The organism is Neobacillus muris, from assembly GCF_943193175.1.
Taxonomy (GTDB): domain Bacteria; phylum Bacillota; class Bacilli; order Bacillales; family Cytobacillaceae; genus Neobacillus; species Neobacillus muris.
On record NZ_CALPDF010000029.1, the window covers coordinates 1 to 12,224 of the forward strand.

Sequence of the window (12,224 nt, forward strand, 5' to 3'; positions counted from 1 at the left end):
TTTGACACCCCGTATCATACCAAGAGGGCTCTTTTTTGTTCAAGTCCCCGAAAATCCTTCTAACAGGAATGCTCCTTAAATTGATACTTTGATCGTACCAGGAGATGCTGCTGTTTTATATGCGTTGTTTGAATACGGGCTTACCTCGCACTCACGAGGAGTGCGACAAGTCGCTTCTATGCCGTACTGGGCGGTCCCATATTTCAATCCTCGCACTCACGAGGAGTGCGACAGATATTTCATTGCTCTGTTTTTTGGCTTGCCCATTTCAATCCTCGCACTCACGAGGAGTGCGACTATGCTGATTACTACTGCTCGAACCCTGGGGCAAATTTCAATCCTCGCACTCACGAGGAGTGCGACCAGACACAATTTTTGACGAGACTGGGTTAGATATATTTCAATCCTCGCACTCACGAGGAGTGCGACGGTGCGCTGATTAAACTTAATTCATCTTTTAACCTTATTTCAATCCTCGCACTCACGAGGAGTGCGACTTACACACAGAAATCCACCCAATACAAGTATGGCATTTCAATCCTCGCACTCACGAGGAGTGCGACCATGGAGAGATTTTAGCGGCTATGCAGCAGTTTGATTTCAATCCTCGCACTCACGAGGAGTGCGACCAGACAATACTTTAGGCGTTTACACGACCACAGATTTCAATCCTCGCACTCACGAGGAGTGCGACATAAAGTTTGACGGAGGTTTGACTAATGAAAACAATTTCAATCCTCGCACTCACGAGGAGTGCGACCATAATCACCTTTTTCCTCGACCCATTCGAGCATTTCAATCCTCGCACTCACGAGGAGTGCGACTTTAGATGATCTTGAAAAGATTCATAAGGAAAACAAATTTCAATCCTCGCACTCACGAGGAGTGCGACGCGGCAGAATGCTTTTAATGAGATTAACAACAATATTTCAATCCTCGCACTCACGAGGAGTGCGACTGGTCGTGGTTGATCCGTTCTATTACCTTGACTATATTTCAATCCTCGCACTCACGAGGAGTGCGACTCAGTCGGTGTCCTTTTTATTCTTATAGGGGAGATTTCAATCCTCGCACTCACGAGGAGTGCGACGAAAGTGATAATTACATTAGATCGGGTACTTGCTATTTCAATCCTCGCACTCACGAGGAGTGCGACAACAAAGAGGAAAAAGAATTAAATAACAAGGTGTATTTCAATCCTCGCACTCACGAGGAGTGCGACTTTTCACCTCTTTATGTCGCAAATTGGTTCAAGATAATTTCAATCCTCGCACTCACGAGGAGTGCGACGCCAAACAAAACGAAAAAACACTTTTAATAGCTATTTCAATCCTCGCACTCACGAGGAGTGCGACTATTGTATATGTCCTTTAGGCTGGCAAAAAGGAATTTCAATCCTCGCACTCACGAGGAGTGCGACGTCGCTAACACATAAGAAAAGCACAAGAATACAGAATTTCAATCCTCGCACTCATGAGGAGTGCGACGATCCTTCTTTTCTATATTCCGTCTGTAAACGGTCAATTTCAATCCTCGCACTCACGAGGAGTGCGACTGCGACCCGCTCTGGCCGTCTGCCTCTCAAAGGATTTCAATCCTCGCACTCACGAGGAGTGCGACTTTATGACTTATACGATGATATCATTGCAGCGTGATTTCAATCCTCGCACTCACGAGGAGTGCGACAAGGAGACAGTCACAATGAATGATATATATTAAATATTTCAATCCTCGCACTCACGAGGAGTGCGACTACGTTTGATTTCGGTTAAAGGATAGGAGAGGATATTTCAATCCTCGCACTCACGAGGAGTGCGACGTCAACTCACCAAATTTTCCATCCTTCTCTTGGAGATTTCAATCCTCGCACTCACGAGGAGTGCGACATTCAATCGGTAAAGGTTAAGACTATCCCAACTAAATTTCAATCCTCGCACTCACGAGGAGTGCGACATGCCGGTAATGTATCTATCCACCCATTTGAGCAGATTTCAATCCTCGCACTCACGAGGAGTGCGACTAAGAGCAATTTACGGTCAATCTGATTTGAGATATATTTCAATCCTCGCACTCACGAGGAGTGCGACAACATATGGGGTTTTCAGAAAGAAAAGTTTATGATTTCAATCCTCGCACTCACGAGGAGTGCGACCTTCGGCATGATGGTTAGAACATTAGCGACTAGATTTCAATCCTCGCACTCACGAGGAGTGCGACCACCCATGACTTCCCGTTTTTCTCTTCCATTTCTAATTTCAATCCTCGCACTCACGAGGAGTGCGACCATTGGAAAGGTAACGGTTTGGTATATGACCGAGATTTCAATCCTCGCACTCACGAGGAGTGCGACACCCAATTTTGCGGGCACAGACCATTTTGGCTTAGATTTCAATCCTCGCACTCACGAGGAGTGCGACAAAATGGCTTGGGCCGAAGCTAAAAACTCCGCTAAATTTCAATCCTCGCACTCACGAGGAGTGCGACAATTTACTGCCAGTAACATCCCATAGTGATAGCAATTTCAATCCTCGCACTCACGAGGAGTGCGACATGTGGAAATGCAAAAGTTAGAAGTCAGGCTAGAAATTTCAATCCTCGCACTCACGAGGAGTGCGACCCGTCCCGTCTTTCCCGCATGCCTGGTGTGGAGCATTTCAATCCTCGCACTCACGAGGAGTGCGACCCCCGTATGTATCACCTCCTTAACAGCTCGTCTTATTTCAATCCTCGCACTCACGAGGAGTGCGACTTTTTTGCTGGCTTCCATGTTGGTCGGGAGATTATTTCAATCCTCGCACTCACGAGGAGTGCGACATTTTCAGCTAAAAGAAAATCCGCAAATTCAACAATTTCAATCCTCGCACTCACGAGGAGTGCGACCAACTGTCTCAGTCCATTTAATTCCACGAGGGTGATTTCAATCCTCGCACTCACGAGGAGTGCGACACGACTTTTAAATGCAAATCTTATAGGTTACTAATTTCAATCCTCGCACTCACGAGGAGTGCGACGGAACATAATCGATTAAATTTAATTTACGTAAATTTCAATCCTCGCACTCACGAGGAGTGCGACACTCAAATTGTATCGGTATTTAACACTGTTAAAGATTTCAATCCTCGCACTCACGAGGAGTGCGACATGATGACTGTTAAAAACAGTATTTCAGATTTAATTTCAATCCTCGCACTCACGAGGAGTGCGACCTTTAACGAGGAGGATTATCTCCACGTTTATCGAATTTCAATCCTCGCACTCACGAGGAGTGCGACATGCGTCGAGGTGAATTAAGATGCTATTAACTTATATTTCAATCCTCGCACTCACGAGGAGTGCGACTTTGGAAGACCGGTATCAAAATTGATGAGGACGATTTCAATCCTCGCACTCACGAGGAGTGCGACATTAAGACAACTTGTGGCAGCGACCACTTTTCGAATTTCAATCCTCGCACTCACGAGGAGTGCGACTTGCGACAATGGATCCATTTCCGGGATCGATGAATTTCAATCCTCGCACTCACGAGGAGTGCGACGACCAGTTGGCAACAGTGATATCGTTAACAACGAATTTCAATCCTCGCACTCACGAGGAGTGCGACTTAATCGATGGACATTAAAATTACAAAAGCAAATGATTTCAATCCTCGCACTCACGAGGAGTGCGACGTGGATTTGCATTAATGAATGAAGGTGGACGCGGTATTTCAATCCTCGCACTCACGAGGAGTGCGACAAAGGCAAACAGGACGTCATTCTGATTGATGAGATTTCAATCCTCGCACTCACGAGGAGTGCGACGTATATGAGCAATTACTTGAATCTGGATACAGATATTTCAATCCTCGCACTCACGAGGAGTGCGACTGGTTCAAGTGCAAAACCTTCCTAAAAATGAATTATTTCAATCCTCGCACTCACGAGGAGTGCGACTGCAGCTAGATGTCGATATTCACTATTGCATCCAATTTCAATCCTCGCACTCACGAGGAGTGCGACTCGGCCTTGACCAGCTTTATCTTGTCTCCCCCCTTATTTCAATCCTCGCACTCACGAGGAGTGCGACCGCTATGCGGCCGTTTACATTAACCAACGAGGATATTTCAATCCTCGCACTCACGAGGAGTGCGACCAGGAATAGGAATGTTTGAGTTCAACTTTTCCAAATTTCAATCCTCGCACTCACGAGGAGTGCGACGACGTGGAGAGAGCAGCCATTAAAGCGGTTAAGATTTCAATCCTCGCACTCACGAGGAGTGCGACACCGGAACATAGTCGATTAAATTTAATTTACGTAAATTTCAATCCTCGCACTCACGAGGAGTGCGACTAAAAATCCATTTATCAAATTTGTTGGGGCTCAAATTTCAATCCTCGCACTCACGAGGAGTGCGACCCATTTTACCAATCAGTTTGATAAGATTGCCACGATTTCAATCCTCGCACTCACGAGGAGTGCGACAAGCGCAAGATAGCAGGAACAAAAAGTTTGAAAAATTTCAATCCTCGCACTCACGAGGAGTGCGACCCTTTGACAATGGATCCATTACTGGCATCGATGAATTTCAATCCTCGCACTCACGAGGAGTGCGACGTCTTTCAAGATATTAACGTAGCTGACTTTGGTATTTCAATCCTCGCACTCACGAGGAGTGCGACCCTATGAAACTATACTTATGCCATATCTTAACGATTTCAATCCTCGCACTCACGAGGAGTGCGACCAGACCAGCATTAAATCAAGCAGCGGCCTTAAAAATTTCAATCCTCGCACTCACGAGGAGTGCGACATTAAGTCCCCTAACGACATTAGAGAAAAGATTAATTTCAATCCTCGCACTCACGAGGAGTGCGACACTGAAGAGATACTTAATGTTATTACTTCACATCAATTTCAATCCTCGCACTCACGAGGAGTGCGACATAGAATTCGTTGGTCTTGGCGCACCCAGTAATCGATTTCAATCCTCGCACTCACGAGGAGTGCGACTAATTCGTGTACAAAAATTTGTTCTTCTCTATCAATTTCAATCCTCGCACTCACGAGGAGTGCGACCCCCAGATTACTTCTGATGGATTGCAATATTTGAATTTCAATCCTCGCACTCACGAGGAGTGCGACATGGCTTTTCCCATGGGCTTATCTTTAACGATGTATTTCAATCCTCGCACTCACGAGGAGTGCGACATGGATTGATGCAAAGCTAGATGAGTTTATCGAAATTTCAATCCTCGCACTCACGAGGAGTGCGACGCCGATAAACGATGAGGTGGGGACAATTGCTTCTGATTTCAATCCTCGCACTCACGAGGAGTGCGACTGCATATTCAACTGGCTGCCGACTATCAGAAATAATATTTCAATCCTCGCACTCACGAGGAGTGCGACCATTGAAACTGAATCCATTAAGCGTTCATATACCATTTCAATCCTCGCACTCACGAGGAGTGCGACCAGTTGCGTAGGATCCTTTCTGTGTCAAAGTTCGATTTCAATCCTCGCACTCACGAGGAGTGCGACGTGCGACCCGCTCTGGCCGTCTGCCTCTCAAAGGATTTCAATCCTCGCACTCACGAGGAGTGCGACAATAGTCCTAACCTCTTAATATACGGCGAGCCAGATTTCAATCCTCGCACTCACGAGGAGTGCGACAGGACCGAATCAATTTTAAAACCATACAAAAAAATTTCAATCCTCGCACTCACGAGGAGTGCGACCTTAAAACCTGTGCAAAAATATGCCAATACGATACAATTTCAATCCTCGCACTCACGAGGAGTGCGACCCGATAAACGATGAGGTGGGGACAATTGCTTCTGATTTCAATCCTCGCACTCACGAGGAGTGCGACCAGCATCATGAATTGCATGGAGATTGTAGTTAAGCATTTCAATCCTCGCACTCACGAGGAGTGCGACCTCCACGAGCATCTACAACCTCAGACGGCTGCGCTATTTCAATCCTCGCACTCACGAGGAGTGCGACCATAGCATTGATTTTCCCTGCTCCCAAGCTTGTCTATTTCAATCCTCGCACTCACGAGGAGTGCGACCTCCTACGATTTTCATGTTAGCTTTTAATACTTGCATTTCAATCCTCGCACTCACGAGGAGTGCGACAGCGATTTTTGATCAAAACAAGTTAAATTTATAGAGTTTTTAACCAAAAATGCACTATTTTCTTTAGTAAATAAAGAACATTATTTAAACGGAAGACAAAAAACTTCAAATTTCCACAAAATATTTGGTGCGAATCTATTAGAAAAACTATGTCCACTTTACATTCGCACTAAAAAATTATCGGGTTATCTAAATCAATAGACTCTTTTACGCCAAAATGCTCTACTTTTGACTTATAATTATTACCTAACCGATAGAATCTGAGACTATCCTGCTTTTCATCAATAATGCCAACAAGTTTAATTTTTAAAGCAGCCAACTGTGCGGCATCGACAACACATTCAAAGACAGAATTTTGAACTCGCTGACCATAATTTTGACAGGCTTTTGAGACCTGCCTCAGCCTTTTTTGTCCTCCGCTGCTAACCGTGCTCACGTCATAAGTAATCAATACTAACAAAGGGTACACCTACTTCCACAGAAACGGCGGGTACTCGTCTAGATCTTCACGCAAGTATCGTGCTAATAATAATGCTTGGGCATGGGGAACTAATCCCCATGCGATTTTTTCACCAAGATAGGGGTGTGTGATCTTTTCCTGCTTCCTCGTTTGCCAGGCCGATAAAAATTTCTTTCTGGCTTCATCCGTCATAATGACAGCGCCGTTTTCCTTTTTTAAAAAGTCGTCTTTATTTACCACTTTTTTATTAATTAAAGACAGCACAAACCGATCAGCATAGACTCCCCTCAGTTCTTCCATTACGTCTAGAGCTAGAGAGGCACGCCCAGGTCGATCGCGATGTAAAAAACCAACATAAGCATCTAATCCTACACCTTCCAATGCGGAAGCCATATCATTGGCTAACAGCGTATAGGCAAAGGAAAGCATAGCATTTACATTATCAAGAGGAGGCCTTCGAGAGCGTGCATGAAATGAAAAATCTTCTTTTTGCTGCAAGATCATTTGATTAAATAATTTATTGTAGCTAATAGCTGCTTGTCCCTCTAAACCTCTTAATCTTTCTAAATCCTCACATTGTCTTACTTCTAAAATAATGGATGATAGGTGTTGAGATATTTCTTTAAACTGAGCAACATCAATCCGTAATGGATAATCTCTTGTCATTCGTTCAATAATCCATTTATTATTAAAAATTTTACCTACGATGAAATTCCTAGCCATCTTAACCGAAGCTAGCTCATCGTCTGAAATACGGTATTGCTTCTTTCTTAGAACCACATTTCCTCTACTTTGACCAATCACTCTTGCAAGAAAACGACCGTTCATTGTGAAAAACACCAATGATATGTTTCTTTCAGCGCAATAACCCATTAATCCAGGACTAGCTCCTGTATATCCAAATGCTGCAATCGATTCTAAATTATGAAGCGGCAGCCTGCCTAATTGCTCCTGCTCTTTCAAAAGAACTATATTGTCCCCGTCAAGTGATAGATAAACATCCGGCTGATTGATATATAATGTATTCAAAAGTCTTTTCACTCAAGGATCTTCCCTTCAATATAACTTTTGACAGATCGTTTACTCATTAATACCGGTAAGCAAATATGCTGTAGGGAACAATTTTTACAAAAAGTACCTGGTTTGACTTTAGGTGTATGCCTTCGCTGATAGTAATCCTGCATTTCATTTACAATTGCCCTTACTTTCCGTCTATACTCATCTGTTAGCAGTACTTCTACTCTATGTTTTATTTCGTGATAAAACAGGTATCCCCTATCAATCTTGCAAAGCAGCATTTCCTCTAAACACATAGCTTGGGCAGTTAATTGTAAAATATCAGCATCATCTATTTTGGGCTTTCCTCGTTTATACTCAACCGGATAAGCCATATACTTTCCGTCCATCCCATTAATCTTCACACCGTCACGGTCTCTTATAAACTCTACGACATCACAAACACCCGTTATCTTCAGTTCTCTTGATTTAATCGGCATTGCCCGAACAATCAGCTTATCACCGCGCTTTTCACGAATAAAAGGCTGGTCTGCTTTTTCATGAAGGTGCTGTCCTTCAACTGTGCGAACATTTTCTTCCCACTGCTGTTCAATATGTATGAGGGCCCATTGGCGGCGGCAAAATTGGAAGTGCTGGATGCCGGAGAGCATTAGATAGTTGTCTTCATCCTCAAATTCCTTCAATGACCTCAACCCTTAAACCTTCTAATTCATCAAGCGTAATAGTATAATCTTCAAAGGTTTTTGGTTCTTCTACATTAGATTTAATGTCTATTAATCTATGAACCTTTGCCGATGAATACTGACCTAGTTTAGAGTTATGCTCCCACCAATAAACCTTATGCACTTCCATGCTTCCATCTGGTCTAGCTGAAGATGCATCATTTTCAAATAAGGTTACGAGTGCCTGTTTCAATTTATCAGCATCCTCATTCGTGAATCTCGTTTTTTCAGCAAGCTGTGTATTAATACTTCCGTAAAAAACATATACACCAAAATCTACACGATGCTTCATTCCCATTGTATCGGAGCCCTTTTCTTTTCCTGGTTCTGAATTAACACTCTTGGTGATTTGCATACTTGTAATATCGATTGGATCGACACTAGTCGCTGTGTGAATTGAAACTGGCCCTCTTACACCGACTGAAACACCTGAACCTGAACCGCTTCCTTTAAATGCGAATACTTGGCCAAAACTTCGAACGTCCAACCATTGTTCGCAGGCAATTGCAGCAAATTCATCATTAGAACCATTTTTTGCTTTTAATATTTTTTGTAAGGCTATATTGGATTCTGCACGTTCTCTTAAACTTTTAAAATCATCCACATTCCGATCATTTGATTGGACAAAAATAGATTCACCCATATCCTGCAGACGGTTTCTAATTTTTCTTTTGATCGCAACATCAGAAATTTCACCGTGTCCATCATAATTTTGTCTTGGCCGATTCCCGTTTAATGGATCGCCATTCGGATTAGCTTTTGTTACAGATAAAACAACAGCAAAGTCAATTTTATGATCTAATATAGACATTCTCTTTTCCTCCTTTTAATGGGCAATTACTTCTGGTGCATCAGTTTTTTCCTTTTTCTGATACAAATCATGACGTTGGCTATAGAAACCTAATAAATATTTACCCGATAATGGTTTATTATTAAAATCCTCAAAATCTATTCTTGATGCCACTTCATCAATTAAACCAGATAAATATCTAGCTTTTGTTCCCAGCCTTGCCTGATAGGGTTGTAAACTATCCTGAATCGTTTTCCATGTTCTTGCTGGATTTTTAGAGAAAGAGTTCATATATCTAATTGCATTGGTAGAGCGGGTTTCTTCAGATCCCAAAGCCCGTCTTTCTAAAACATCAGCAATCGCCAACAGACGGCCAAATAAGTAATCACGATCCCTATTTTCCAAATCTAATGCCACATTGTATCCCTCCTGTTTATTAATCAGTGCACAGGCAATGCTAAGCGTTTTTTCCCATTCCCACTTTTCCATAGATACTGGATTCGAAGCACGATTGAAAGCGCTCTTAACAATATCAAGGGGAATTCTTTTTTCATCGACAACACATGGTAACATTCTCTCCATTAGCCCTTTAACGATCTTCTCATTTGCTTTTGGTCCGTATGCAGCAAAGGCGATATCCTTTGTAGCTGGCGCTCCGTAAAATTGAACATATTCACCTGAATCGTCTTTACGATAACGATGCAGCCACACACAGGTTGAATGCCAATTCTTTAGCCTGTCTAGATAAAGTTCCTTATTCATGTTTCTATAGTAAAGAACAGCCAACCGACCCGTTGTGGCAGAATCGAGGATAATAATATTGACTTCTGATTTACTTGATAGATTATTCCTATATCCATCTAGAGCTTTTGCAATTTCGTTAGCAAACTCCTGATTGGTAAATGCCTTCCTGTCTTTCTTGTCTATAGGAATAGGATGGAGCGAAAAAGTATCTTCTATCGGATCAGGGATAGATAAGTCATCGTTGCCCCATACCAAAAACACGCGCTGATCAATGGTTTTCCCTTGACGATTAATAAGCCACTTCAGGGCATTATGCGCTTTTTGTGAGACCTCATAACTAATACTGGCCACTTCACTGCTTTTATTAAATCGTCCTCTAAAGGTAAATCCACTGGTGTCATTTGCCGAAATTAATTTAGCCTTATCAGCTGCATTTCGTATTTTGTTGGCATGTCTTTCTGTACTGGGACTCTTCTCACCAGTGACAAAGCAAAGATCTTCTTCACCTAATAAGGTTTGATAATAGTTTACAAAGGATTTATACATTTCTTCATCTTTCCAAACCTTTTTCAAGATCTTATTTGGAGAATGTACATTAAATCGGACGAAAGCGCTCTCTTGTCCGCCCGTTACAGCTGTAAAGATGGCTGGTTTTTCTTCATATAAAGATTCATACTTTTTATCCCAAGTCTCAATCAGATGATTATTAGCATCTAAAAACAGAACCTTTTCTTTTACTAGGTCTGCAATTAATTGTTTCTTGCTTAAATATTTATAAATACTAATGACCTTACTATTGGCAAATGGAGAATTGGCCCACTTTTCTAATTGCTCGATGTAATATGTAAATGGTTCCTCTTCTTTAATTTTTCCTCCAAAAGCGACAAAGTCACCTGCTACATAACTTAATTTATCATGAAGTGGATATGGTGCAATTTTTGATCCAGCCCGGCTTGCTGACCCTTCCGTGCATGGTATTAGTGTACTAGCGTCTTTCTTATCTATGACTCTAGCCGAATGGAATTCTCCCTCTTCAGTGATATCCACCTCAATGTGGGCATTCTGAGTGGTATGAGAGATGGGGAGTAACGTAAACTCCTGACCGTTATGTCTTTTCTCAATTTTCCCGACACTGCCCAAATTTGATTCATAGGTTTCATATAAATTTAATAGCCAACTCATTAATTCCCCCCCTCTACTATTCGTCGTGACAGATCTTCTGCTGATTCAACGTTCGTTGAATTAAACTGCTTTGGTTCCATCTCCCTGACTTTACGTGTTTGTGTACACTGATCAGGTCTAGGAAACTGAATTACACCATCCTTCATAACGGGATTCCAAATTCGAACTTCCATTTCGTTTTTCCCTGTTTCGTCAGGATAATTAATTCCATGTACCATAGTACCGAGATGAATCTCGCCATAATTGTCGTAAAAGCCTTCCCCCTCTCCAAAAACACATGGTTCAACATAGCCCTGACATTCCCTCGCACCTAGGAAGATATCTCTCCTTCCACCTGCCTTTAGTGAACGAATCAAGATGTTATGATGCTTATTTTCATTTCGGTCAAAAGCCATATCAGGTCGATACGGATTAAATATGAAATGCGCACGCACCTGATATCTTACATCCTTAAGATAGGTATAATTAGCCAGTGTATTGCCTCCGCCATATTCAATCGGGCGAATTCCCTTTGACTCCATCCGTATGGCATTCATCACACGAATTTCATCAACTACCATTAACAGTGTGGGTTTCCAATAGATTGACTCAACAATTCCTTTGATGGCTTGATAAGTGGGTACTTGATAGGATAGTTTTTCTCCCCCCATTTTTGTTAATGGATCCGTAAACAGCGCATAATTACCATAGACCTCAAACTCAATCGCATTTCTCATTTGCTCACCTCCTTCCTGATTTTAGTCGAATTAGATTTTATATTAAAAAAGTTAATAATTAGAAGGCTATTTTATTTAAGAACTTGCCACCTCCATAATACTAACAGTGGAAGTGACAAATCCCTCTCTAATTATTAACTCTATTAACCAATGTTAGCGTTCTCATAAATATCTTCATCTGGTTCTTTTATTTTTATCGTACTCTTCTAAATCTGCTTTCAAATATAACCTTGTCTTTCTAGATCCACCAAACTATACAAACGAGATTATTCTTCTATTTGCCACAGACTGATTAAATCCTGATACTGATTGGCCTGTAATACTTCTCGCTTCATCCTGCATTATAAGATTCTCCTTAATCCACATTTTCATAATCTCATTATCCATTGAATTCCACCTTTCATTGAAATTATCCCAAAAACAATAGTTATCTATTTCTGTGTAACTATTTGTAGTTTCACAGTTGTTGCTGGT

7 protein-coding genes and 1 CRISPR repeat array are annotated in these 12,224 nt (G+C 42.0%); all 7 genes read right to left on the reverse strand.

Annotation, left to right across the window (positions count from 1 at the left end):
• The first annotated feature begins 200 nt into the window (after positions 1-200).
• A CRISPR array of direct repeats spans positions 201-6,119; the repeat unit is 32 nt; unit sequence ATTTCAATCCTCGCACTCACGAGGAGTGCGAC.
• A 169-nt stretch (positions 6,120-6,288) separates the two neighbouring features.
• The 7 genes from cas2 to NFS43_RS24430 all read right to left on the reverse strand — a co-directional run bounded on the left by cas2 (position 6,289) and on the right by NFS43_RS24430 (position 12,137).
• Positions 6,289-6,579, reverse strand: coding sequence for a CRISPR-associated endonuclease Cas2 (cas2, locus tag NFS43_RS16890; protein WP_251553915.1), 291 nt, complete (start codon positions 6,577-6,579; stop codon positions 6,289-6,291).
• A 9-nt stretch (positions 6,580-6,588) separates the two neighbouring features.
• A complete protein-coding gene (cas1c, locus tag NFS43_RS16895) occupies positions 6,589-7,620 on the reverse strand; it encodes a type I-C CRISPR-associated endonuclease Cas1c (protein WP_251553916.1) in 1,032 nt (343 codons plus the stop codon).
• On the reverse strand, positions 7,617-8,246 hold the full coding sequence (cas4, locus tag NFS43_RS16900; RefSeq protein ID WP_251553956.1) for a CRISPR-associated protein Cas4: 630 nt from the start codon (positions 8,244-8,246) through the stop codon (positions 7,617-7,619). Before cas4 ends, cas1c begins: the two co-directional genes overlap by 4 nt.
• Positions 8,247-8,265: 19 nt before the next feature.
• On the reverse strand, positions 8,266-9,129 hold the full coding sequence (gene cas7c / locus NFS43_RS16905) for a type I-C CRISPR-associated protein Cas7/Csd2 (protein ID WP_251553917.1): 864 nt from the start codon (positions 9,127-9,129) through the stop codon (positions 8,266-8,268).
• A 15-nt stretch (positions 9,130-9,144) separates the two neighbouring features.
• Positions 9,145-11,034 carry a type I-C CRISPR-associated protein Cas8c/Csd1 gene (cas8c, locus tag NFS43_RS16910; protein WP_251553918.1) on the reverse strand — a complete coding sequence of 630 codons (1,890 nt, stop codon included), beginning with the start codon at positions 11,032-11,034 and terminating at the stop codon, positions 9,145-9,147.
• The gene (gene cas5c / locus NFS43_RS16915; protein WP_251553919.1) at positions 11,034-11,750 is read right to left on the reverse strand and encodes a type I-C CRISPR-associated protein Cas5c; all 717 of its coding nucleotides are present in this window, start codon (positions 11,748-11,750) and stop codon (positions 11,034-11,036) included. The genes cas8c and cas5c overlap by 1 nt, the downstream gene beginning before the upstream one ends.
• Positions 11,751-12,002: 252 nt before the next feature.
• Entirely contained in the window at positions 12,003-12,137 is a 135-nt protein-coding gene (locus NFS43_RS24430) for a hypothetical protein (protein WP_277613959.1), read from the reverse strand.
• Positions 12,138-12,224: the final 87 nt, after the last annotated feature.

Bases quoted from the DNA above. Each gene is read 5' to 3' on its own strand.
- cas8c (WP_251553918.1), bottom strand. From the start codon at position 11,034: ATGAGTTGGCTATTAAATTTATATGAAACCTATGAATCAAATTTGGGC.
- cas5c (WP_251553919.1), bottom strand. From the start codon at position 11,750: ATGAGAAATGCGATTGAGTTTGAGGTCTATGGTAATTATGCGCTGTTT.
- NFS43_RS24430 (WP_277613959.1), bottom strand. From the start codon at position 12,137: ATGGATAATGAGATTATGAAAATGTGGATTAAGGAGAATCTTATAATG.
- cas4 (WP_251553956.1), bottom strand. From the start codon at position 8,246: ATGCTCTCCGGCATCCAGCACTTCCAATTTTGCCGCCGCCAATGGGCC.
- cas7c (WP_251553917.1), bottom strand. From the start codon at position 9,129: ATGTCTATATTAGATCATAAAATTGACTTTGCTGTTGTTTTATCTGTA.